Here is a 21,253-nt window from a genome sequence, read left to right as displayed (position 1 = left end):
TTCGCAGCGGAAGGGACACGCTGCATGAAAAAGGGGCAGCCGGTCACCCGGCTGCCCCATGCGAACCTATAGGTTCCGCGCGGGATCAGGCGGCGGCGGTCAGTTCCTCGGGCGCAACCTGGCGCTCGGTGACCTTCGCCAGTTCGAGCATGAAGTCGACGACCTTCTCCTCGAACAGCGGCGCGCGAAGGTTCTCCGCGGCCTGCGGATTCTTGCGGAAGAACTCCAGGACCTGCTGCTCCTGGCCGGGATAGCGCGAGGCTTCCTGGTAGACCGCGCGCGTCATCTCATCCTGCGCGACCTGGACGTTGTTCGCCCGACCGATCTCGGACAGCATCAGGCCGAGGCGAATGCGGCGCTCGGCGATCGTGCGGTATTCGGTCCGCAGCGTCGCCTCGTCCTTGCCCTTGTCCTCGTCGTCGAGGCGCCCGGCCTTGAGGTCGGCCTCCACGCGCTGCCAGATCTGGTTGAACTCGGCATCCACCATGCCGTCCGGCACCGGGAAGGTCGCCCGGTCGGCGAGGCTGTCGAGCAGCGCCCGCTTCACCTTCAGGCGCGACAGCGCGTCATACTCCCGCTGCAGCGACCCGCGGATCGCCTCCTTCAGCGCGCCGAGGTCGGCCATGCCGACGGCCTTGGCGAGTTCGTCGTCAACCGCGCGCGGCTTGCGGGTCTTCAGCGCCTTCGCCGCGATGGTGAAGCGCGCATGCTTCCCGGCCAGCTCGGCCGAGCCGTAGTCGGCAGGGAAGGTCACGTCGATGTCGCGCGATTCGCCCGGCGCCATGCCGTCCATCTGCTCGGTGAAGCCCGGGATGAAGCCGGCACCGCCGACCTCGATCGGCATGTCGCTGGCCGTGCCGCCGGCGAAGATGCGGGCCTCGGGCTCCTCGGCGCCGGCATAGAGCCGCGCGGGGCCGACGCGCAGCGTCAGGTCAACCGCCGCGCCGGCGGGGATCGCGACCTCAATCAGCGGGCGCACGAAGGCGAGGCCCGCGGCGTCCGACAGGGTCAGGGTGACGCGGTCGCCATTCGCGCCGAGCGAGGCATTGGCGCGCGCGACGCCCAGCGCCGCGTCGGCCGAACGCTCCTCCAGGCCGAAGCTCGCCGCAGCGCCGGCCGGCAGGGCGCCGGCGGCGACATGGGCGAGGATCGACAGCGTCAGGACGGCGCCGGGCTTCGCCGCAACCGCCTCGCCCGCGTCGATGCGGATCGCGCCCGCTTCGCCGGCCGAACCCTTCACCGTCACGTCGAAATAGGGGAGGCCCTTCTCGGACCCGATGGCCGAGACCTCGGCGGCGAGACCCGCCGGCACCGAGAGGTTCCAGCCGGTCGGCATCTCACCGGGGTTGCCCGGGACGGCGCCGAGGCCAGGGCCGTTCTTCAGCAGGTCGGCGGGCAGGCGGCCGGTGAAGTCGCAGACCAGCACGTCGCCCTTGGTCGCGGCGCGCGGCTCGGCGTCCTCGAGCGTGCCGTTGCGCTCGGCGATGGAGGCCAGCGCCTTCTCGATCGCATCGTCGGTCGGCTCGGCCTTGAGCCGCTCCAGCGCGATTCCCGAGAAATCAGGCATCGGGACATCCGGCAGGATCTCGAATTCCATCTTGAATTCGAGGTCGGCGCCCTCGGCGAAGTTCACGATCTCGATCTTCGGCTGCATCGCGGGCTTCAGCCCGCGGTCGTCGATCACCTTGCGCGACGAATCGGACACCGACTGCTCCAGCACCTCGCCCAGCACGGCCGAACCGTAGCGGCGGCTGACGACCGACATCGGGACCTTGCCCGGGCGGAAGCCCGGCATGGTCACGGTCTTGGCGATCTCGGCCAGGCGCTTGTCGCGCGTGGAGGCGATGTCGCCCGCGGAAACGGTGACGGAATAAGCGCGCTTCAGACCGTCATTCGCGAGCTCGGTGACCTGCATCGAGGGACGTCCATCCATTCTAAGGCTAGAGAAACCCGGCGGCGCCTTTGGTGCGGGCGAAGGGATTTGAACCCCCACGGCTTGCGCCACCGGAACCTAAATCCGGCGTGTCTACCAGTTCCACCACGCCCGCCCGCGAGGCGCCGCGCGGCGGCAGGGGCCGGGGTGTAGCGCATGGGGCCGGGGTTTCCAAGCGCGGCTGGACGGAAATCGGCCGGCCAGGCGAGGCTAGCGGGCCGGAATGGGCCAAGGAGGGCCGGATGATCCTGATCGGGCAGTATGATTCGCCGTTCGTGAGGCGGGTGGGGATCGCCCTGACCCTCTACGGCATCGCCTTCGAACACCGCCCGTGGTCCACCTTCGGGGACGCCGGCCGCATCCGTCCGCTCAGCCCCCTCACCCGCGTTCCCGTCCTGCTCGTGGATGGCGTGGCCCTGACGGACAGCCACCTGATCCTGGCGCAACTCGACGAGTTGGCGCCTCCGGGGACCGCGCTGATGCCCGCGGACCCGGTGCACCGGCTGGCGGCCCGGCAGCTGGTCGGTCTCGCGACAGGCATGGCGGAGACCGCGGTCAGCCTGTTCTACGAGAAGATCCTGCACGACCATCCTTCGCCCCTCCTGATCGAGAGGCGCGGGGCGCAGGTGACCGCAACGGCAGCCGTGCTCGAGACCGCGGCCGCCACCGCGGCGACGCCGTTCCTGTGCGGCGCGGCCATCACGCATGCCGACATCGCGCTCGCCGCGGCGGTGCGGTTCGTGACGGAGGCCCATCCGGGCCTGCTCGATCCGGTCGCCCTGCCTGCCCTCACCCGCCGCTGCCGGGACCTCGAGGCAATGGAGGCCTTCCAGGCGATCCAGCAGCCCTTCATCCCACCCTCATGACGGGTTGGGACCCGGGTCAGGCCGGCGCCCCTGTTCCGACCCTGAGCGCCGACGGCGGCGGCAAGCCGCGTCAGGGCATGGTGCCGGCACCGCAGGCGGCCGCGCGCCCGAGCAGGAAGTCCCGTTCCCGCGCGTTCCGCGTCAGACCGGCCGCCTCGGTGAAGGCGACCTTCGCCTCGGCGAGCCGCCCGGCGCGGAAGAGGGCGTCCCCCTTCGCCGCCGGCAGCGGGGCGTAACCGCCGAGCGCATCGGAGGCTTCCAGCGCCGCAAGCAGGCCGAGCCCCGCCTCCGGGCCGAAGGCCATGCCGTGCGCGATGGCCCGGTTGAGCTCCACCACCGGTGATGGCAGCGCCACGGCCAAGCGGTCGTAGAGCCCGGCGATCCGCCTCCAATCCGTGTCGGCGTAGGACCTCGCCCGGGCGTGGCAGGCCGCGAGCGCCGCCTGCAACGCATAAGGCCCGTCCGCGCCGCCAAGGGCCTCGGCGCGGTCCAGCGCGGCGAGGCCGCGCCGGATCCGCAGCCGATCCCAGCCTGCGCGGTTCTGCGCGGGCAACGGCACCAGCGCGCCATCCGGCCCGATCCGCGCCGCGAGCCGCGATGCCTGGATCTCCATCAGGGCCAGCAGCCCGAACACCTCCGGCTCTTCCGGGGCCAGCCCTGCCAGGATCCGGCCGAGCCGGCATGCCTCGGCACACAGCGTGGGGCGGACGAGGTTGTCGCCGGCCGTCGCCGCGTAGCCTTCGTTGAAGATGAGATAGAGAACCTCGAGCACCGAGGCGAGGCGCCCGGCCCGCTCCGCGCCCCGCGGCACGGCATAGGCCAGGCCGCTGTTCCCGAGCGTCCGCTTCGCCCGCACGATCCGCTGCGCGATCGTGGGCTCGGAGGAGAGGAAGGCCCGCGCGATCTCCTCCGTCGTCAGTCCGCCGATCAGCCGGAGCGTCAGGGCGGCACGCGCCTCGGGGGCGAGGACCGGATGGCAGGCGGTGAAGATCAGGGCCAGCAGCTCGTCGCCATACTCGTCGTCCAACGCGGCATCGCGCGCGGCGCCGCTCTCATCCCCGCCAGTGTCGATCTCGCGGGCGATTTCCTCGTGCTTGCGGCTGACCATCCGTTCGCGACGGATGTGGTCGACGGCCCGCCGCTTCGCCGTGACCATCAGCCAGGCGCCGGGGTTCGCCGGTACGCCCGTCCGTGGCCATTCGGCGAGGGCGGCCAGCAACGCGTCCTGGGCACATTCCTCGGCAAGGTCGATCTGCCGCAGCATCCGGACCAGGCCTCCGATGAGCCTGGCCCGTTCGATGCGGAAGACCGCCTCGATCGCCCGGTGAGGATCCGTCGACGCCACGCCCCCCGCTTACGGCGGCAGGGCGTGACGCGGCAAGCCGCCGCCGGTCAGCGGCCGGCGGTCTGCTCCCTCAGGCGCTGGATCTGCTCGCCGAGTTCCTCGGTCATGGCCTCACCGAAATCGCCGGCCTCCACAACGGGCCGGATCTCGATCTCGCTCGGGCCGGGCATCGGATTGGGGCAGCGCTTCACCCATTCCACGGCCTCGGCCATGTCCTTGACTTCCCACAGCCAGAAGCCCGCGACCAGTTCGCGCGTCTCGGCGAAGGGACCATCGATCACGGCCCGCCGAGGCCCGTCGAAGGCGACGCGCTTGCCCTGCGAGGACGGGCGAAGCCCCTCGCCCGCCAGCATCACCCCGGCCTTCACGAGTTCGTCGTTGAAGCTGGTCATCGCCTGCAGGAGCTCGGTCGTGGGCATGGCGCCCGCCTCGCTGTCGGCCGTCGCCTTGACCATCACCATCACACGCATCGTCGTTCTCCTCGATCGCGGAAGGCCCCATCGACCCTCCTGCCGATGCGACGAATGTCGGGCGGCGGAATCGACAGGGCGGACGAAAAAAGTTCGCGGCGGCTGTCAGCCCAGCAGCGCTTCGGCGCAGGCGTCGAGGATGGCGTCGCTGTCGAGCCCGTATTCCCGATAGAGATCCGGGATGTCGCCTGCCTGGCCGAAACGGTCGACCCCCAATGGCACGACGCGCTGCCCGCGCACCGCCCCCAGCCAGGCATGGGCCGCCGGGTGCCCGTCCAGCACCGTGACCAGCGCCGCGCCGGGTGCGAGCGGGGCCAGGATGCGTTCGATATGCGAGCCCGCCCGCACGCCGCCCCGCACCTGCCGCCGCACCGCGAGCCAGTCGGCATGCAGCCGGTCAGGGCTCGTGATGGCGAGCAGGCCCGCCATGGGTTCCTCGCTCCGCAACTCCTCGAAGGCGGCGACCGCCTCGGGCGCGAGCGCGCCCTGGTAGGCGATGGCGATCCGCGCCCCCTGCCCCGGCGGCACGACCCAATGCGCGCCGGCGATGACCGCCGCCGGATCGAGCGTCCGCGGCGGCTGCTCGAGCCCCCGCGTCGAAAGCCGCAACCACACGGCCGAACCGTCCGGCTTCTGCATGTGGTCGAAGGCGTGGCGCAGCAGGATGGCGAGCTCGTCGGCATGGGCCGGCTCGAAGGAGGCCAGCCGGTCCGCCGCCATGCCGATCAGCGGCGTGTTGACGGATTGGTGCTGCCCCCCTTCCGGCGCCAGCGTCAGGCCCGAGGGCGTGGAGACCAGCAGGAACCGCGCATCCTGGTAGCAGGCATAGATCAGCGCATCGAGGCCGCGGTTGACGAAGGGATCGTAGACCGTGCCGATCGGCAGCAGCCGCGCGCCGTAGAGCCGATCCGCCAGCCCCAGCCCGGCCAGCACCAGGAACAGGTTCTGCTCCGCGATGCCGAGCTCGACATGCTGGCCCTCGGGCGACATGCCCCAGCGCTGCGCGGATGCCAGCTTCGCGTCGCGGAAGACGTCGTTCTTCTTGTGCCGGTCGAAGATGCCGCGGCGGTTCACCCAGGGCCCGAGATTGGTGCTGACGGTCACGTCGGGGCTGGTGGTGACGATGCGCTTCGCGAGGTCGGCGAATTCGCCCTGCCCGCGCCCGATCTCGGCAAGGATCTCGCCGAAGGCCTGCTGGGTGGAGAGTTTCCGCCCTTCGCCCACCCGCGGCGGGGCGAAGGCGGCGGGCACATGGATCGTGGGCGAGGCGAGCGAGCGCCCGCCCGGCCTCAGCGTCTTCGCGAAGGGAACGGAGGCCAGGAAGTCCCGCAGCTCCGCCTCGGGGATGCCCAGGCCCTCGAAGGGGTCCCATTCATGGCCGGAGCGGATGCCGAGCGACTGGCGGAAGCCCTCCATCTGCTCCTTGGTCATCAGCCCGGCGTGATTGTCCTTGTGCCCCGCGAAGGGCAGGCCCATGCCCTTGACCGTGTAGGCGATGAAGCAGGTGGGCTGGTCGCCCTCGGCGTCCTGGGCGTGGAAGGCCTCGGTCAGCGTCTCGATGTCATGGCCGCCGAGGTTGTTCATCAGCGCCGCAAGCTCGTCGTCGGTCAGCGGGTCGATGATGGCGCGGATGCCGTCGACCCGGCCGAGCTCGGCGAGCAGCGCGGCGCGCCACGCCGCCCCGCCCTGGAAGGTCAGCGCCGCATAGAGGCTGTTCGGGCAATCGTCGATCCAGCGGCGGAGCTGATCCCCGTCCGGGCGCGCGAAGGCGGCCTCGAGTTTCCGCCCGTATTTCAGCGTGACGACGTTCCAGCCCATGTCGCGGAACAGGCCCTCGATGCGGCCGAAGAGCCGGTCGGGGACGACGCTGTCGAGGGACTGGCGGTTGTAGTCGACCACCCACCAGACATTGCGGATGTCGTGCTTCCAGCCTTCGAGCAGGGCCTCGTAGATGTTGCCCTCGTCGAGTTCCGCATCGCCCACTACGGCCACATGGCGGCCGGGCGGCACGCCCTCGGGCGCGAGGTTGTGCAGGTGGACGTAGTCCTGCACGAGCGAGCCGAAGGAGGCGAGCGCCACGCCGAGGCCGACCGAGCCCGTGGAGAAATCGACCTCCGGCCCGTCCTTGACCCGAGAGGGATAGGGCTGGATGCCGCCGAACTGACGCAGCGTCTCGAGCTTCTCGCGCTGCTGGCGACCCAGAAGGTAGTTGATGGCGTGGAAGACCGGTCCGGCATGGGGCTTCACCGCCACGCGGTCGGCCGGTCGCAGGATGCCGAAATAGAGTGCGGCGAGGATCGAGACCGAGGAGGCGCAGGAGGCCTGGTGCCCGCCCACCTTCAGCCCGTCGCGATTGGGCCGGATGTGGTTGGCGTGGTGGATCATCCAGGCCGAGAGCCAGAGCAGCTTGCGTTCCAGCGCGTGAAGGATTTCCACCCGGCGCGCGGCATCGGGCGTGTCCTGGCGGCGCGACTTGCCCTCTGCGGTCATACCCGGACTCCCCCGACCCTTCGCTCCCCATTGACTATGGGGCCTGGATCGGGGCGGGAGAAGGCCGCGGCGATCAGGGCCGCCGGCGCACCCGCACGGGCGGGGCGGCGCCGCAGGCCAGCCCGTGCATGCGGGCAAGCGTCATCGCCAGGATCAGCAGGAACCGGGCGAGAGCGACCATGCCGGGTTTCCGTTGCGAGCACGCCAAAGGTCGCACACCCGGTCGCCAAAGGCCGTGGCCGCGCGCAGCACTCGCGCATCTGCCATGTGCAACGCAGCATTCCGCCGGCATCGGCAGCACCACGGGCGCGAGGCGCGGTCGCGGCCCCGTCCCTGCCGAGCTCGATGCGCAGCCACCACTTGCAGACCGGCATCGGCCATGACGGCGTCATCGCCGGCCAGCGGTGGCAGCTTACCCGCCGGAGCGGGCGATCATGCAGTCCTGCGCCTAGGCCTTGGCGAGCTTGCGGATCGCCGTCGACGCCGCACGGCGCCCTTCGCCGACATAGGCCTCGTGGTGGTCCTCGATCCGTTCGGGATCGTAGAGATAGTTGACCATCAGGCCGTGGGACTGCCGCAGGCCGTTCTCGGAGATGTCGGCCTTCCAGTTCACGCGTTCGATCCGCGCGCCGTTGGACAGGTGGAAATGGGCAACCGGGTCGCGGGCGCGGCCCGGGCGGCGCGGTGCTTCCTCCTTCAACAGGTAGCGGGCGCAGAGGCGCGAGAGCAGCGGTTCCAGCACCTTCTGCGTCCCCTCCTCCCGCCAAGGCGGGCGACGGGCGAGCAGGCTGCGCAGGATCGCCGCCTCGTCCGGCTCGGGGGCATCTTCAGACGGCGGCGGCAGCAGGGGCGCGAGAGCGCGCAGCGCCTTCCGTTCCTCCTCGGTGAGCGCGATCTCCCCGGCAGCCAGGGCGGCATCGAGCCACTTCCGGTAACCTGGAATGGGAGAAAGCGTGCAAAACTGCTTGATATTGCGCATTTCGTCCGACAACACCCCGACCACACGCTTGATCAGGAAGTTGCCGAAGGAGATGCCGTCCAGCCCACGCTGGCAGTTGTTGATGGAGTAGAAGACCGCCGTATCGGCCTGGCGCGGGTCGAGCACCGGCGCCTTCTCGTCGAGCAGCCGCTGGACGCTGTCCGACATGCCCTGGACCAGCGCGACCTCGACGAAGATCAGCGGCTCCTCGGGCATGCGGGGATGGAAGAAGGCGTAGCAGCGCCGATCGGAGTCCAAGCGGTTCTTGAGGTCCCGCCAGGTGCGGATGCGATGCACCGCCTCGTATTCCACCAGCTTCTCGAGGATGACGGCCGGAGAGCGCCAGTCGATGTGGCGTAGTTCGAGGAAGGCAACGTCGAACCAGGACGCGAGCAGCCCCTTGAGGTCCGTCTCGAGCGCCTGGAGCAGCTTGTCCCCATCCTGCCGGGCCAGCAGGTCGGCGCGCAGGTCGACCAGGAACTTCACGCCATCAGGAATGGCGGCAACCGCCGTCAGCAGCCGGATCCGCGGCGGTTCCAGCGCCCGGCGCAGGCGTGCCGTCGCGACGGCACGCTCCGCGGCATCACTGGCAGCACCGACCTTCTCCATCGCCTTGCCGACGGCGTCGGCATCGGAATCGAAGGCGGCGAGCGCCCGGAGGAACTCGGTGCGACCCGCCGGATCGAGGGTCCGGTAGGTCTCGGCCAGGCCGGCCGCGCGCGCCCGCGCGGAAATCTCGCCACCGCGGCCTTCCAGGCAATCCCTGAGCCGGGAGGACAGGTCGGCATCCGCCTGGTCGCCAACGCCGACCACCGCCGCCATGTCGCGCCACAGGGTCGAGACCCGCCTCAGCGCACGGTCGATCAGGCCGGCTTGGATTGCGACATCAGACATGCACACCCCCGGTCGTGTCTCGCCTGAAATCTAGCGACACATCCCGTGAAGTGAAAGCACCACTCGCAGGAAGCTGAAAGCAAACAGGCCGTGCGCCCCCCGGTGCACGGCCTGCCCGTTCACTGATGCGCCGGGAGGCGTCAGGGCTTGCCGATCCCCAGAAGCGCGGCACGAACGCTCGACACGACGCTGCCTGCCTCGGCGGCGGTCTCGCCAGCCGCCTGCGCCCGGACGGGCTCATGCGACACGACGTCCGCCGGCCCTGGCATCGGAATGGGCTGAGAGCCCATCACCGGCGCCGCCTGCGGCTGCACCATACGGAGAGGCGCGGCTGCCGCGGGAGCGCGTTCCCCTTCGGCCAGGCCGTCGATGCCCGTGGTGACCGAAGGTTGCGCATCATACAGCGACAACAACTTCCGTACGCCTTCCAGACGCTGGAAGAGCCGCGATGCGCGAAGTTCGGCGATAATGGACCGCTCTTCCTGGTGGAGCGCGGTGATGAGGTTGCTGCTCATTGAGGCCCCCTGCTCAAGGATGCGTTAACGTATGAGCAACTGAGTCGTGAAATCAACGGCTTGCGTCAATTTCGAGAGTCTCGTTTTTCAGATCATCATGTGGTAGGGAGATGGTCTGCCCGTGACCAAGATGTAGTTCCCGCGGAGGTGGTTGTGCGGCGCGGGACACGCCCATGGGATGTACAGCAGCGGCGTGGGCGACCTGGGGACGCGACCAGCGGCCGACTCACACCGGCGTGAATATAGCCACCCGGAATGGTTGCAGCCTCACCGCCAAGTTTCTTACAAATTCATTTAGAAATATCGTATAAACTACTGATTCAAAAACACATCATCACCGGGTGGCCGCAGCCAGGGCCGCCGGGATCCGATCCGGCAGATCCTCAGCCAGCAGGCCGGGTCCGCAGCGCAACGCCGCCTCCCCGTGGACCCAGGCCGCTGCTGCCGCCGCCTCGAAGGCCGGCATCCCCTGGGCCAGCAGCGCCGCGATCATTCCGGCCAGCACATCGCCGGTCCCCCCGGTCCCCAGGGTCGCCGGCGCATGCGCATTGACCGCGGTCCGACCGTCCGGCGCAGCGACGACCGTATCGGGCCCCTTCAGCAGCACCACCGACCCAAGGCTCGCGGCGGCCCGCCGAACGGCTTTCAGGCGATCGCCCGGCACCGGGCCGAAGAGCCGCACGAACTCCCCCTCATGTGGTGTCAGCACGGCGCAGCCAGCGAGAGCCTCCGGATGTCCGGCGGCGGCCCCAAGAGCTCCGGCATCCGCCACGACGAGGCGGCCCGCGTCGCGGATGGCCGCCACCGCGTCGAGCGCCGCGGGCCCGGCCGGCAAGCCCGGACCCACCACCCAGACACGACGCCGTTCGTCGGCCAGCACCCGTTCGAGCGGTTCCTCGCTGACGATGACGCCCGGCTCCCCGGTCCTGAGCAGGCCGGCCACGGCGCGGTCCGGGGCGAGCAGCGTCACCAGCCCTGCACCGCTTCGCCGCGCGCCGGCGGCGGCGAGCCGTGCCGCCCCGGTCATGCCCGTCCCGGCCAGGATCGTAACGTGCCCCCGGCTGTACTTGTGCGCGGACGGCCCATGGTCCGGCAGGCGCCACAGGCCGGGCGCGGCCTGCCAGCACCTGGGCCGGATGTCCCCGAGCACCTCGGCCGGCAGGCCGATATCCGCGAGCACGGTCTCACCGCATAGCGACCGTCCGGGCATCAGCAGGTGGCCGGGCTTGAGCCGGAAGAACGTCACCGTCACGGCCGCGCGAGCGACCGCACCCCTGCCCTCCCCGGTCGCGCCATCGAGGCCCGAAGGCACGTCGACCGCCAGGATCGGCCCGCCGGAGGCCGCGAGCACCCTTTCAACCTCGGTGCCGATCGGCCGCGTCAGCCCAGCGCCGAACACGGCATCGACCACGAGGCCGGCCCGGGCGGCTTCATGCGGGGCAAAGTCGGCCATCGGTCCGCGCCACCGCGCGGCGGCGGCGGCGGCGTCGCTGCCAGCGCGGGGCGGCGCCAACGCCGCGACGGACACCGGCCAGCCGGCCTGTTCGAGATGGCGCGCAGCCACGTAGCCGTCCCCGCCATTGTTGCCAGGCCCGGCCAGCACCAGGGTCCGGCAGGGCCGGAAGCGCCTCTGGGCGGCGCGGGCCACCGCGCGGCCGGCGGCCTCCATCAGGCGATCGCCCGCCACGCCCCGGGCAATCGCCGCGGCATCCGCGCGCGCCATCTCGTCAGGCGTCAGAAGGGCGAGCGGACTTGCAGGATCGCGCATCCATGCAGAATGCTCGGACGCGCCGAATCAAGCCAGGGAGGGAACAGCATGACCACCGGCCGGGAACGCTCGCTTCAGGAACTGTATCGCGATGACCCCGAACGCGCGGATGCGCTGGCCTGGGGACGGCGTGGAAGCCTCAAGGGTGCCGCCCTGGCCGCCATGGGAACGGCCCTCGGCGCCGGCATTCCCTTCGCGGGCCGGATGCCGTCCGGGCTGCTGCCGGCTGCGCTGGCGCAGGGCCAGGGCGGACCGCAGCTCCTGCAGATGGACGGCAAGGCGCCGTTGATCGTGCTGGGCGAGCGGCCGCTGGTCGCCGAGACGCCCGAGCACTTGCTGGATGACGACGTCACCCCGGCCGACAAGGTCTTCATCCGCAACAACGGCCAGATCCCCGAAGCCGCCGCCGGCGACCCGCGCAGCTGGAAGATCGCCGTGACGGGCGAGGTGGCGACGCCGCTGGAACTGACCCTCGGCGAGCTCGAAGGGCGGTTCGAGGTGGTCACGCGCCGGCTCCAGATGGAATGCGGCGGCAATGGCCGATCCGCCTTCGCTCCGCAGACCTCCGGCAACCAGTGGGGCAACGGGGCGATCTCCTGCGCGGAATGGACGGGCGTCCGGCTGCGCGACGTCCTTCGCGCGGCCGGCATCCGCGACACGGCCCGCTTCACGGGCCATCATGGCGCCGACAGCCACCTCTCGGCCCAGGGCGAGGCGATCAGCCGCGGCATGCGGATCGCCAAGGCGATGGACGAGGACACGCTGATCGCCTTCCGCATGAACGGTCAGGCGATCCCCCACATCAACGGCGCCCCGGTCCGTCTCATCGTCCCGGGCTGGCCCGGCAGCCTCAGCCAGAAATGGTTCACGCGCATCGAGGTGCTTGCCGAACCGCATCGCGGGCGCGGGATGGGCGGCACCTCCTATCGTGTTCCGGTACGCCCGATCGTGCCCGGAAGCCGCAACAACGGGGCGGACTTCACCGACCTCGAGAGCATGCCGGTGCGCTCGATCCTCACGAATCTCGCGCACGGAACGCGCTTGCCCACCGGCACCCGAGAGGTTCCGTTGCGCGGCAAGGCCTGGGCAGGCGACCTCACGGTCCGCGCGGTGGATGTCTCGGTCGATTTCGGGGCGAGCTGGCAGCCCGTCCAGGTCGGCGCACCGGCCAACCGCCACGCCTGGCAGGTCTGGACCGGCAGCGTGCGCCTGCCTTCGGATGGCTATTTCGAGATCTGGCACCGCGCGACCGACAGCGAGGGCCGGATGCAGCCCCACGCTGCCGCCAACTGGAACCCGCAGGGCTATGGCGCCAACGCCATCGGCCGCGCGGCGGTCCTCGTCGGATGAGGGGAAAGGTCCCGACCATCGCCGCGATGCTGGCCGCGGGTGTCGTGGCGGTGGCGCTCGCCCAAGGGAACCCGCCGGGCCAGGCGGGGTTCTCTCCTCCGGAGGAAGAGGAAACCGTACTGGCCGAAGGCGAAGGCCGATCCGAAACCTTTGCCTACTGCACCGCCTGCCACAACACGGCGCTGATCCGCCGGAGCGCCTTCTCCCGCGAGCGCTGGGACGACCTGATGGACTGGATGGCGGAGAAGCAGGGCATGAACCCGCTCGAGGGCGAGTTCCGCGAGACCATCGTCAACTATCTCGCGCAGCATTACGGGCCGCGGACGCGGGGCGGGCGAAACCCCTTCCTCGACTGACCGGCCCGCCAGGGCAGCACCCTGGTATGCTGCGCCGCCGTAACCGGAGTCGCACATGGCCTTCGTCATCGCGGTCGCGCAGCGCAAGGGTGGCGCCGGCAAGTCGACCATCGCCGCGAACCTCGCCACCGCCTATGCCGAACAGGGGCAGCGGGTGGCCTTGCTCGACGTCGACCCCCAGCACAGCCTGTCCCGCTGGGACGAACTGCGCGGCCGCTCCGCCAAGGCACGCCCGCTGCACTTCGAGGCCCCGTCGGGCTGGCGCGTGCCAGGGATTCTCGACCGCTTGCGGCGGGACAGCGACGTCGTGCTGCTCGACACCGCCCCGCACGACGATACCGATGCGCGGGTCGCGATCCGCTCCTCCGATCTGGTGCTCGTGCCGCTCCAGCCCTCGGCCGCCGACCTGTGGTCGATGGATGCGACGCTGGACCTGGCGAAGAAGGAAGGGCGCAAGGTGCTGCTGGTGCTGAACCGCGCGCCGGCCTCGGGCCGCCTGCTGGACAGCGTGACGGCGGCGATCCGCGACCGTGGCCTGCCGCTCGCCGGAGCCACCATCGGCAACCGGACCGCCTTTGCGCAGGCTTTCATGGCGGGGCTCGGCGCGGTGGAGGCGGCACCGAAGGGTGTCGCGGCCGAGGAGATGCGCGCCCTTGCCGCCGCGCTGCGGGGCGCGTAGGGCGTTCGCATGGCGACGATTCTCTATGTCCTGCACGTGCTCGGCGCCGTCCTCTGGGTGGGCGGCATGGCGTTCGCGGTCCTTGTGCTGCGCCCGGCCGCGCACGGGGTGCTCGAAGGCCCCCAGCGCCTCGCGCTGATGCAGGACGTCTTCCGGCGCTTCTTCCGCGTGCTGTGGCATGTGGTGCCGATCATCCTGCTGACCGGCTGGGCCATCTTCGGCCTGACCTACTGGGGATTCGGCGCCAGCATCTGGCACGTGCACCTGATGAACCTGACCGGCATCGTGATGACGGGCGTCTTCCTCTACGTCACGATGGTGCCGTGGAAGGCGATGCGCGGGGCCATCGCGGAAGGGCGGACGGCGGACGCCGTGGCGGCGATGAACCGCATCCGGCTCGGCGTGACCCTCAATCTCGGAATCGGCGTGCTGACCGTCGCCGTCGCCGCCTGGGGACGGTTCGGCGGATGAGCGTGCGGACCCGCAAGCCCCGCCTCGAGGGCATCGAGATCGTCGAGGATGCCGCGCCGGAATTCGAGGCGGTCGGCGCCATCCAGCGCGGCCTGCACGACTTCAACCAGGCGATGGGCGGGCCCTACGACCGCGAGCCGGTGACGCTGCTGGTCCAGGACGCCGAGGGCAAGACGCTGGGCGGGTTGCTCGGCCTGACCTTCTGGGGCTGGCTGTTCATCGACTGGCTGTGGCTCAGCCCCGACCTGCGGGGCCAGGGCGTCGGCGCCGACCTGCTGAAGCGGGCCGAGGCGATCGCGCGCGAGCGCGGCTGCACCAACGCCTATACCGACACCTTCTCCTTCCAGGCGCCGGGCTTCTGGCAAACGAACGGATATGTCGAGTTCGGTCGGCTGGAGGGGATGCCCGCGGGCCATGCGCGGGTCTGGTTCCGCAAGGCGCTGTAGGGACGATGAGTGCGCTGCGCCTGTCCCGCATCGCACTGACTGCTTCGCTCGCAGCCTTCTTCAGCCTGATCGCCTTCGGCAACATCACGGACTACGGCACCAATTTCGCCTTCGTGCAGCATGTGCTGTCGATGGATACGACCTTCCGCTCGCCCGGAGTGATGTGGCGGGCGGTGACGGCCCCCTGGGCCCATCACGCAGCCTACGCGGCCATCATCGCCTGGCAGGTCGGCACCGCCGTGTTCCTATGGGTCGGGGTCGGCCGGCTGTGGGGTGCACGGGGCGGCCCGGGCGCGGCTTGGAATGCGGCGCGCGGGCCGGCGATCCTGGGCCTGACGATGGGCGCGGTCCTGTACGGCTTCGGCTTCCTCGTCGTCGCAGGCGAGTGGTTCTCGATGTGGCAGTCGCGAGAATGGAACGGTCAGGCGAATGCGGCGATGTTCCTGACCTTCATCGGCATCGCCCTGCTGCACCTGTCGCCCGCCGAGACCGGATAGCGGCCCCGGGCAACACGCGCGATGGAGCCCCTTACCGCTTCACGCCGAGCGTGACTTCACGGTGCCAGATATAGATGCCTGCGCCCACCAGCACGGCGATCCCCGCGAAGTCCCATCCGTCGGGCAGTTCCGCCCAGACGAAGGCGCCGAGTGCGGTGGTCCAGATGATCGCCGCGTATTCGAAGGGCGCGAGCAGCGTCGTCTCGCCGGTGCGGTAGGCCGTCGTCATCACCACCTGCGCGAGGGCCGAGATCAGCCCGATCCCGAGCAGCAGCGCCCATTCGGTCAGGCTGGGCCAGACCCAGCCGGGCAGCGCGGCGATCCCTGCCAGCACCGCGGACCCCACCGCGAACCAGAAGACGATGGCGACGGAGCTTTCCCCCGCCTCGCCCATGCGCCGGATGGTGATCATCGCCAGCGCCCAGCCGACCGATCCCAGCAGGCAGAGCGTGATGGCGAGCCCCTCGCCTTCCATGGCCGCGCCGCCGGGGCGGACCATCATCAGCACGCCGGCGAAGCCGACCAGGACCGCCAGGCCACGCCGCCAGCCGACCGATTCCCCGAGGAGCGGCACCGACAGCACGGTCAGGAACAACGGCATGGTGAAGCCGAGCGCGGTGACCGTCGCGATCGGCAGATGGACGTAGCCGTAGAAGGCGCCGACCATGCCCATCATGCCGAAGACCGTGCGCGCGGCGTGGCTCATGGGGTTGCGGGTGGCGAGCGCGGCGAGCCCGCCGCTCGCCAGCACCACCGGCAGCAGCGCGGGAATGGCGAACAGGTTGCGGAACAGGATGACCTCGGCGACCGGTATGCCGGCGCCGATGGTCTTCGCGCAGGCCGCGGCCAGTGAGAAGGCCGCAGTCGCCAGCAGGACGAGGACGATCGCGCGGCGCTGGGCGCGGGTGCGCGCCTGCGGATCGGCGGGGGCGCTCCCGCGCGTGCCGCTGCTGGCCTTCTCCATCCTGGCTGCTGCCCTCCCCTGCGCCCCGGTGCATGGACGGGCCGGGCGGCCAAGGGTAGGGTCCGGCCCGCATGAACGCCAGACACCCGAAGGCGAAGCCGATCCCGGCGCATCGCGACGTGACGGTGCTCTCGGAGGAGGTGGTCTGGGACGGCCGCTTCCCCGTGCAGCGCATCCGTTTCCGCAAGCGTCGCTTCGACGGCGGCGAAGGCGGGGTGCAGACCTGGGAATTGCTGCGCCGCGGCGCGGCGGTGGCCGTGCTGCCCTGGGACCCCTGGTCGGACCGCGTCGCGCTGATCGAGCAGTTCCGCCTCCCCGCGCTCGCCGCCGGCCTGCCGCCGGTGATGGTGGAATGCCCCGCCGGGCTGCTCGAGGACGGGGAGGACCCGGTCGAGGCCGTGCGCCGCGAACTGCATGAGGAGACGGGCCTCGAGCCCGACCGCGTCGTCCCGCTCGGCCGCTACATCCTGACCCAGGGCGGCTGCGACGAGACGATCAGCCTCTTCCTCGCGCGCGTGCGCCTGCCGGAAACGGGCGTGGTCGGGCACCACGGGCTCGAGCACGAGCACGAGGACATCCGCCTGTCCGTGCTGCCGGTCGATGAGGCGCTGGCGATGCTCGACGACAACCGCATCTGCAACGCCACCGGCGCGCTGTGCCTTTCGGCCTTCGCGCGCCGCCGCGCGGCGATGCTCAAGGACTGGACTGCCTGAATGCCGACCGAACTCGTCTTCCGTGACGATGCCTATGCGCGCGAGATCACCGCCCGCGTCGTCTCTGCCGCGCCCGAGGGCGTCGTGCTCGACCGCACGAATTTCTACGCCCGCGCCGGCGGCCAGCCGGGCGATGTCGGCGCGCTGCGCTGGACGGGCGGCGAGATGGTAGTCGCCGACACGCTGAAGGGCCCCGAGGACACCGTGCTGCACCTCCCCGCGCCCGAGGCCGCGCTGCCGCCGGTCGGCACCGAGGTCGCCGCGGTGCTGGACTGGGCGCGGCGGCACCGGCTGATGCGCATGCACACCTCGCTGCACCTGCTGTGCAGCCTGATCCCGGGCGCGGGCGTCACGGGCGGGCAGATCGGGGCGGACAAGTCGCGCCTCGACTTCGACCTGCCGGATCCGCCGACCAAGGAAAGCCTGACGGAAGGCCTGAACGCGCTGATCACGGCGGACCATCCGGTCAGCGAGACCTGGATCACCGAGGCCGAGCTCGACGCCAATCCGGGCCTGGTGCGCACCCTGTCGGTGCAGCCGCCGCGCGGCTCGGGGCGCATCCGCCTGGTACGTATCGGGGATCCGGCGGCGCCGGTCGACTACCAGCCCTGCGGCGGCACCCATGTGCGCCGCACCGGGGAGATCGGCCGCGTCGAGGTTGCGAAGATCGAGAACAAGGGCAAGGCGAACCGGCGGGTGACGCTGGTGCTTGCGGGGGAATGACGCCGATGGAGATGCTGGTATCGACCGAATGGCTGGCCGGGGAACTCGGCAAGCCGGACCTGGTCGTCTTCGACTGCTCGACCTACCTGCCGAACGAGGCCGGCAACAAGCATGACGGCTTCCGCGCCGCGCATATCCCGGGCGCGCGGATGTTCGACATCGACGTCATCGCCGATGACGAGACCGATCTGCCGCACATGGTGCCGATGCCGGCGAAGTTCGCGCGGATGATGGGTGCGCTCGGCGTGTCCAACGACACGCGGGTCGTGTTCTACGACCAGCATGGGCTGCGATCCTCGCCGCGCGGCTGGTGGATGATGCGGCTGTTCGGCCACGACAAGGTCGCGGTGCTCGATGGCGGCCTGCCGGCCTGGAAGAAGGACGGCCGCGCGGTCGAGACCGGCGACGCCCCCGCCCCGGCACCCGCGACCTTCATCCCCGACTTCCGCGCCGCGATGCTGAAGGGCATCGGCGACATCAAGCGGATCGTCGCCGACGGCTCGGCGCTGATCCTCGATGCACGCGCCAAGGGTCGCTTCGACGGCGCCGCGCCGGAACCGCGCGTGGGCCTGCCCTCCGGGCACATGCCGGGGGCGGGCAACGTGCCGGCCACCGAGATGTCCGGACCCGACGGGAAGATGAAGGACGCGGCGACGCTGCGCGCCATCTTCGCCGCGGCGGGCGCGACGGGCGGAAAGCCGGTCGTGACCTCCTGCGGCTCGGGCGTCACCGCCTGCGTCATCGCCTTCGGGATGGTGCGCGCCGGATTGCCTGAACCGGCCGTCTATGACGGCTCCTGGACCGAATGGGCCTCGCGCCCGGAAACAACCAAGGAAAAGAGCGCCTGATGCCCGACGACGTTTCCAAGCCGCGTCACGACTACCGCTTCGCGACGCAGATGTCCCACGCCGGCCGCGCCGGCACGCATGCCCATGGCTTCGTGAACCCGGCGGTGCATCGCGGATCGACCGTGCTGCATCCGGATTGCGAGAGCCGCCGGTCCTTCGCCAAGGATCGCTACAACCGCGTCATGACCTACGGCACGCAGGGCGGGCCGACGCATTACGCGCTCGAGGACGTCATCTGCGACATCGAGGGCGGCACGCGCTGCACGCTGGTCGGCACCGGCCTCGCAGCCGTCACGGTGCCGCTGATGGCCTATCTCAAGGCCGGCGACCACTGCCTGATGCCCGACAGCGTCTATGGCCCCGGGCGCAACATCGCGAACGGCCTGCTCGCAGCCTACGGCGTCGAGACGACCTTCTACGCCCCGGCGATCGACGAGGCCGGCATCGCCGCGCTGATGAAGCCCAACACCAAGGTCGTCTACACCGAGAGCCCGGGCAGCCACACCTTCGAGCTGCAGGACGTCCCGGCCCTCGCCCGCGTCGCCCATGCGCGCGGTGCGAAGGTGCTGATGGACAACACCTGGGGCATCCATCACTTCATGCCGTTCAAGCACGGCGTGGACGTCTCCATCCAGGCGCTGACGAAGTATGTCGGCGGGCATTCGGACGTGCTGCTCGGTTCGATCACCACGAACACCGAGGAGGACTTCGCCATCGTCCGCGGTGCGGCGAGCCAGATGGGACATTTCGCCGCCCCCGACGATTGCTGGCTCGCGCTGCGCGGTGCGCGGACCATGGCCGTGCGCCTCAAGCAGCAGGAACAGAGCGGGCTGGCCGTCGCGCGCTGGTTCGAAAGCCGGCCGGAGGTGCAGCGCGTGCTGCATCCGGGCCTGCCGTCCCACCCGCAGCACGCGTTGTTCAAGCGCGACTTCACGGGGTCCTGCAGCCTGTTCGGCGTGGTCTTCCAGCCGCGCTACACGGAAGCGGAGATCTTCCGCTTCATCGACAGCCTGGCGCTGTTCGGCATCGGCGCGTCCTGGGGCGGATATGAGAGCCTCGCCCTGCCGACCACGGGCTTCATCACCCGCACGGCGACGAGCCCGGACCTCGGTGGCTTCACGGTCCGCATCCACATCGGGCTCGAAGATGTGGCGGACCTGATCGCGGATCTCGAGCACGGGCTCGCGACCCTGCCGAAGTGACCGGGCGGGCGGGCGGGCGGTCCGCGGGCCGCCCGCCCTTCCCCGCATCAGTTGCCGGTCGTCGTGCGGCGCGACTGCTGGCCCTGGCTGTAGCCGCGCTCATAGGCCGCGTTGAGCTGTTGCTGGCGGCGTTCGGCCGCCTGGCGCTCGGCGATCTCGTGCTGGTGCCACAGGTAGCCGCCCACCACGCCGGCGCCGGCGCCGATCAGCGCGCCGACGCCCGCCTGGGCGGTGAAGGACCCGATGGCCGCGCCCGCGAGCGCACCGACGGCGCCGCCGGCGAGCACGTCACGCCCGCCCTGCGTCATGCTGCCGTCCGAGCAGCCGCCAAGGCCGATGACGAGGGCCGCGGCGGGAAGAATGGCGATCTTGCGCATCATGCGGTCTCCGTCTCAGCGCGCCAGGCGCCGCGCGGGCGGCTGCGGGCAGGGATAGGTGGCGATGAACCAGCGGGCGAGGCCATCCACCGCGAGTTCGTTCGACACCTGCGGATTGCTGCGCGCCCAGGCGGCGAAGGCGGCGCCGGCCTGCGCGCCGGTCGGCGCCGGGTCGGGCACGCAGAACAGCGGGCGATGCCGCGTGCCGGGCTGCGTCATGACGGCATGGTACTGCGCGAAGCCGGCGATGAAGCCGCGGCACAGCCCATCGGCGCTGGCGAAGTTCGCATCCGTCTGCGGCGTGGCGCAGAGCGCGGCGAGTTCGGCCACCGTCGCGGTGTGGGACCCGCGCGCGGCCGGCGGCGCCTGGGCGAAGGCCGGCCCCGCGGCCAGCAGGGCCGCCGCCGAGAGGAATGTCTTGAAGCGCATGTCTGTCATTTCCTTGCGTCGCGCGAAGCTCGCCGCCCTCGCTGGCGACTCGACGCGCCCCGTCAATGTCGAACGCTTCGGGCCGGACTCGCAACGTGCAAGGCAGTGGGCCGCCCGCACCGGGCGGGCGGCCCTGTCGTGATCAGCGCTGGCGGCTGTTGCTGATCGCGTAGCCCGAGACGCCGCCGACGCCGGCGCCGATCAGCGCACCCCAGCCGGCGTTGCCGGAGAGCGAGCCGAGCGCGGCACCGCCAAGGGCACCGATGCCGGCGCCGGTGGCGGTCGCGCGCTGGTTCTCGGTCATGCCGGCGCAACCGGCGAGGCCGAGGCCGAGAACAAGAACCGCGCCGAGGCGGAGAGGCTTACGGGTGGTCATGATGGTCTCCTCCTCGCTCAGCGGCGGCGACCGGCCGGGGCGGCCGGGCACGGATAGGTCTGGGCCGCGAAGCGCAGGACGCCTTCCGCCGCGCGGGTCGTGGAATACTGCTGGTTCGCCGCGGCCCAGGACACGAAGGCGGCCGAGACCACGTCGAGCGTCGGCGGCTGTTCCGGCAGGCAGAAGATCGGGCGCTGCGCGTTGCGACCCGAGGTGTAGAGCGAATGCACCTGGCCGATGGACACGAGCGCGGCGTAGCAGGCCGGGCGCAGCGCCATCGCATTCGCGTCATCGGCCGCCGGGCCGCACAGCCGGGCGAGGTCGGCCGTGGTGAAGGCCGCGGGCGCGCCGCCGGCGGCCTGGCCTTGCGCAAGCGCCGGGGTCGCGGCGCCGGCAACGGCGAGCGCGACGGCCAGGCCGGCGCCCCGGATCGTCCGTGTGATGGTCGGGGACATCATGTGTGTGCCTTCCTCCTCCTTTGCCGCGGCCCCATGGCCGCTGGTCGTGTCGAGGTCACGACCGCAGCCTGCCGGGCGTCGCGCGCCACCACAATGACGAAGCG

Annotated in this window: 22 protein-coding genes, 1 tRNA gene and 2 pseudogenes; 11 read left to right on the top strand and 14 right to left on the bottom strand. The window is 70.9% G+C overall.

Annotation, left to right across the window (positions count from 1 at the left end; genetic code table 11):
* Positions 1-85: 85 nt before the first annotated feature.
* The 3 genes and pseudogenes from tig to GWK16_RS13840 all read right to left on the bottom strand — a co-directional run.
* A pseudogene (gene tig, locus GWK16_RS25740) lies at positions 86-868 on the bottom strand (trigger factor); the annotation flags it as partial.
* A gap of 630 nt (positions 869-1,498) precedes the next feature.
* A pseudogene (locus tag GWK16_RS13845) lies at positions 1,499-1,915 on the bottom strand (trigger factor); the annotation flags it as partial.
* 48 nt (positions 1,916-1,963) lie between these two features.
* Positions 1,964-2,048, bottom strand: a tRNA-Leu gene (locus GWK16_RS13840).
* Positions 2,049-2,175: 127 nt separating this feature from the next.
* On the opposite strand from GWK16_RS13840, the gene GWK16_RS13835 reads away from it, so the two are divergent.
* Complete coding sequence (locus tag GWK16_RS13835; protein ID WP_170054563.1) at positions 2,176-2,799, top strand: glutathione S-transferase family protein; 624 nt, start codon at positions 2,176-2,178, stop codon at positions 2,797-2,799.
* A gap of 70 nt (positions 2,800-2,869) precedes the next feature.
* Here GWK16_RS13835 and GWK16_RS13830 read toward each other — a convergent pair whose 3' ends face one another.
* From GWK16_RS13830 to GWK16_RS13805, 6 genes are all read right to left on the bottom strand, one after another.
* The gene (locus GWK16_RS13830) at positions 2,870-4,144 is read right to left on the bottom strand and encodes a sigma-70 family RNA polymerase sigma factor (RefSeq protein WP_170054562.1); all 1,275 of its coding nucleotides are present in this window, start codon (positions 4,142-4,144) and stop codon (positions 2,870-2,872) included.
* Positions 4,145-4,191: 47 nt separating this feature from the next.
* Positions 4,192-4,614 (bottom strand): YciI family protein, encoded by a 423-nt coding sequence (locus tag GWK16_RS13825; protein WP_170054561.1) that lies wholly within the window; start codon positions 4,612-4,614, stop codon positions 4,192-4,194.
* Between the two features lie 105 nt (positions 4,615-4,719).
* A complete protein-coding gene (locus GWK16_RS13820) occupies positions 4,720-7,104 on the bottom strand; it encodes a 1-deoxy-D-xylulose-5-phosphate synthase N-terminal domain-containing protein (protein WP_170054560.1) in 2,385 nt (794 codons plus the stop codon).
* Positions 7,105-7,552: 448 nt separating this feature from the next.
* Positions 7,553-8,977: a malonyl-CoA decarboxylase gene (locus GWK16_RS13815; RefSeq protein ID WP_170054559.1), complete on the bottom strand. Its 1,425-nt coding sequence runs from the start codon at positions 8,975-8,977 to the stop codon at positions 7,553-7,555.
* Positions 8,978-9,117: 140 nt separating this feature from the next.
* The gene (locus GWK16_RS13810) at positions 9,118-9,492 is read right to left on the bottom strand and encodes a hypothetical protein (RefSeq protein ID WP_170054558.1); all 375 of its coding nucleotides are present in this window, start codon (positions 9,490-9,492) and stop codon (positions 9,118-9,120) included.
* Between the two features lie 334 nt (positions 9,493-9,826).
* The gene (locus GWK16_RS13805) at positions 9,827-11,260 is read right to left on the bottom strand and encodes an NAD(P)H-hydrate dehydratase (protein WP_170054557.1); all 1,434 of its coding nucleotides are present in this window, start codon (positions 11,258-11,260) and stop codon (positions 9,827-9,829) included.
* A gap of 48 nt (positions 11,261-11,308) precedes the next feature.
* On the opposite strand from GWK16_RS13805, the gene GWK16_RS13800 reads away from it, so the two are divergent.
* The 6 genes from GWK16_RS13800 to GWK16_RS13775 are packed head-to-tail and all read left to right on the top strand — an operon-like array spanning position 11,309 to position 15,059.
* The gene (locus tag GWK16_RS13800; RefSeq protein ID WP_170054556.1) at positions 11,309-12,610 is read left to right on the top strand and encodes a sulfite oxidase; all 1,302 of its coding nucleotides are present in this window, start codon (positions 11,309-11,311) and stop codon (positions 12,608-12,610) included.
* Positions 12,607-12,966 carry a cytochrome C-552 gene (locus GWK16_RS13795; protein WP_248291375.1) on the top strand — a complete coding sequence of 120 codons (360 nt, stop codon included), beginning with the start codon at positions 12,607-12,609 and terminating at the stop codon, positions 12,964-12,966. Before GWK16_RS13800 ends, GWK16_RS13795 begins: the two co-directional genes overlap by 4 nt.
* Positions 12,967-13,021: 55 nt before the next feature.
* Positions 13,022-13,645, top strand: a complete 624-nt coding sequence (parA, locus tag GWK16_RS13790) for a ParA family partition ATPase (RefSeq protein ID WP_170054555.1) — start codon at positions 13,022-13,024, stop codon at positions 13,643-13,645.
* Positions 13,646-13,654: 9 nt separating this feature from the next.
* Positions 13,655-14,116: a hypothetical protein gene (locus tag GWK16_RS13785; RefSeq protein ID WP_170054554.1), complete on the top strand. Its 462-nt coding sequence runs from the start codon at positions 13,655-13,657 to the stop codon at positions 14,114-14,116.
* The gene (locus GWK16_RS13780) at positions 14,113-14,562 is read left to right on the top strand and encodes a GNAT family N-acetyltransferase (RefSeq protein ID WP_170054553.1); all 450 of its coding nucleotides are present in this window, start codon (positions 14,113-14,115) and stop codon (positions 14,560-14,562) included. The genes GWK16_RS13785 and GWK16_RS13780 overlap by 4 nt, the downstream gene beginning before the upstream one ends.
* 5 nt (positions 14,563-14,567) lie before the next feature.
* A complete protein-coding gene (locus GWK16_RS13775; protein ID WP_170054552.1) occupies positions 14,568-15,059 on the top strand; it encodes a DUF2165 family protein in 492 nt (163 codons plus the stop codon).
* A 31-nt stretch (positions 15,060-15,090) separates the two neighbouring features.
* Here GWK16_RS13775 and GWK16_RS13770 read toward each other — a convergent pair whose 3' ends face one another.
* Complete coding sequence (locus tag GWK16_RS13770; RefSeq protein WP_170054551.1) at positions 15,091-16,023, bottom strand: DMT family transporter; 933 nt, start codon at positions 16,021-16,023, stop codon at positions 15,091-15,093.
* Between the two features lie 71 nt (positions 16,024-16,094).
* Between GWK16_RS13770 and GWK16_RS13765 the strand changes: the two genes are divergently transcribed.
* The 4 genes from GWK16_RS13765 to metC are packed head-to-tail and all read left to right on the top strand — an operon-like array spanning position 16,095 to position 19,509.
* Positions 16,095-16,736, top strand: coding sequence for an NUDIX domain-containing protein (locus tag GWK16_RS13765; RefSeq protein WP_170054550.1), 642 nt, complete (start codon positions 16,095-16,097; stop codon positions 16,734-16,736).
* Complete coding sequence (locus GWK16_RS13760) at positions 16,737-17,459, top strand: alanyl-tRNA editing protein (protein WP_170054549.1); 723 nt, start codon at positions 16,737-16,739, stop codon at positions 17,457-17,459.
* 5 nt (positions 17,460-17,464) lie between these two features.
* Positions 17,465-18,307: a sulfurtransferase gene (locus tag GWK16_RS13755; protein ID WP_170054548.1), complete on the top strand. Its 843-nt coding sequence runs from the start codon at positions 17,465-17,467 to the stop codon at positions 18,305-18,307.
* Positions 18,307-19,509, top strand: coding sequence for a cystathionine beta-lyase (gene metC / locus GWK16_RS13750; RefSeq protein WP_170054547.1), 1,203 nt, complete (start codon positions 18,307-18,309; stop codon positions 19,507-19,509). The genes GWK16_RS13755 and metC overlap by 1 nt, the downstream gene beginning before the upstream one ends.
* A gap of 47 nt (positions 19,510-19,556) precedes the next feature.
* On the opposite strand, the gene GWK16_RS13745 is transcribed toward metC, so the two are convergent.
* The 4 genes from GWK16_RS13745 to GWK16_RS13730 form a co-directional block, all read right to left on the bottom strand.
* Positions 19,557-19,889, bottom strand: a complete 333-nt coding sequence (locus GWK16_RS13745; protein WP_248291374.1) for a glycine zipper domain-containing protein — start codon at positions 19,887-19,889, stop codon at positions 19,557-19,559.
* A gap of 12 nt (positions 19,890-19,901) precedes the next feature.
* Entirely contained in the window at positions 19,902-20,315 is a 414-nt protein-coding gene (locus tag GWK16_RS13740) for a Rap1a/Tai family immunity protein (RefSeq protein ID WP_170054546.1), read from the bottom strand.
* 142 nt (positions 20,316-20,457) lie between these two features.
* On the bottom strand, positions 20,458-20,691 hold the full coding sequence (locus GWK16_RS13735) for a YMGG-like glycine zipper-containing protein (protein WP_170054545.1): 234 nt from the start codon (positions 20,689-20,691) through the stop codon (positions 20,458-20,460).
* A 17-nt stretch (positions 20,692-20,708) separates the two neighbouring features.
* Complete coding sequence (locus GWK16_RS13730) at positions 20,709-21,149, bottom strand: Rap1a/Tai family immunity protein (protein ID WP_170054544.1); 441 nt, start codon at positions 21,147-21,149, stop codon at positions 20,709-20,711.
* Positions 21,150-21,253: the final 104 nt, after the last annotated feature.

The sequence above is a fragment of the Neoroseomonas marina genome, assembly GCF_012927745.1.
GTDB lineage: Bacteria > Pseudomonadota > Alphaproteobacteria > Acetobacterales > Acetobacteraceae > Neoroseomonas > Neoroseomonas marina.
This window is presented reverse-complemented; position numbering and strand designations above follow the sequence as displayed.

What these genes read in the sequence shown, in the direction of transcription:
- GWK16_RS13835 (WP_170054563.1), top strand. Translation starts at nt 2,176, where the DNA reads ATGATCCTGATCGGGCAGTATGATTCGCCGTTCGTGAGGCGGGTGGGG.
- GWK16_RS13825 (WP_170054561.1), bottom strand. Translation starts at nt 4,614, where the DNA reads ATGCGTGTGATGGTGATGGTCAAGGCGACGGCCGACAGCGAGGCGGGC.
- GWK16_RS13820 (WP_170054560.1), bottom strand. Translation starts at nt 7,104, where the DNA reads ATGACCGCAGAGGGCAAGTCGCGCCGCCAGGACACGCCCGATGCCGCG.
- GWK16_RS13815 (WP_170054559.1), bottom strand. Translation starts at nt 8,977, where the DNA reads ATGTCTGATGTCGCAATCCAAGCCGGCCTGATCGACCGTGCGCTGAGG.
- GWK16_RS13810 (WP_170054558.1), bottom strand. Translation starts at nt 9,492, where the DNA reads ATGAGCAGCAACCTCATCACCGCGCTCCACCAGGAAGAGCGGTCCATT.
- GWK16_RS13805 (WP_170054557.1), bottom strand. Translation starts at nt 11,260, where the DNA reads ATGCGCGATCCTGCAAGTCCGCTCGCCCTTCTGACGCCTGACGAGATG.
- GWK16_RS13800 (WP_170054556.1), top strand. Translation starts at nt 11,309, where the DNA reads ATGACCACCGGCCGGGAACGCTCGCTTCAGGAACTGTATCGCGATGAC.
- GWK16_RS13795 (WP_248291375.1), top strand. Translation starts at nt 12,607, where the DNA reads ATGAGGGGAAAGGTCCCGACCATCGCCGCGATGCTGGCCGCGGGTGTC.
- parA (WP_170054555.1), top strand. Translation starts at nt 13,022, where the DNA reads ATGGCCTTCGTCATCGCGGTCGCGCAGCGCAAGGGTGGCGCCGGCAAG.
- GWK16_RS13785 (WP_170054554.1), top strand. Translation starts at nt 13,655, where the DNA reads ATGGCGACGATTCTCTATGTCCTGCACGTGCTCGGCGCCGTCCTCTGG.
- GWK16_RS13780 (WP_170054553.1), top strand. Translation starts at nt 14,113, where the DNA reads ATGAGCGTGCGGACCCGCAAGCCCCGCCTCGAGGGCATCGAGATCGTC.
- GWK16_RS13775 (WP_170054552.1), top strand. Translation starts at nt 14,568, where the DNA reads ATGAGTGCGCTGCGCCTGTCCCGCATCGCACTGACTGCTTCGCTCGCA.
- GWK16_RS13770 (WP_170054551.1), bottom strand. Translation starts at nt 16,023, where the DNA reads ATGGAGAAGGCCAGCAGCGGCACGCGCGGGAGCGCCCCCGCCGATCCG.
- GWK16_RS13765 (WP_170054550.1), top strand. Translation starts at nt 16,095, where the DNA reads ATGAACGCCAGACACCCGAAGGCGAAGCCGATCCCGGCGCATCGCGAC.
- GWK16_RS13760 (WP_170054549.1), top strand. Translation starts at nt 16,737, where the DNA reads ATGCCGACCGAACTCGTCTTCCGTGACGATGCCTATGCGCGCGAGATC.
- GWK16_RS13755 (WP_170054548.1), top strand. Translation starts at nt 17,465, where the DNA reads ATGGAGATGCTGGTATCGACCGAATGGCTGGCCGGGGAACTCGGCAAG.
- metC (WP_170054547.1), top strand. Translation starts at nt 18,307, where the DNA reads ATGCCCGACGACGTTTCCAAGCCGCGTCACGACTACCGCTTCGCGACG.
- GWK16_RS13745 (WP_248291374.1), bottom strand. Translation starts at nt 19,889, where the DNA reads ATGATGCGCAAGATCGCCATTCTTCCCGCCGCGGCCCTCGTCATCGGC.
- GWK16_RS13740 (WP_170054546.1), bottom strand. Translation starts at nt 20,315, where the DNA reads ATGCGCTTCAAGACATTCCTCTCGGCGGCGGCCCTGCTGGCCGCGGGG.
- GWK16_RS13735 (WP_170054545.1), bottom strand. Translation starts at nt 20,691, where the DNA reads ATGACCACCCGTAAGCCTCTCCGCCTCGGCGCGGTTCTTGTTCTCGGC.
- GWK16_RS13730 (WP_170054544.1), bottom strand. Translation starts at nt 21,149, where the DNA reads ATGATGTCCCCGACCATCACACGGACGATCCGGGGCGCCGGCCTGGCC.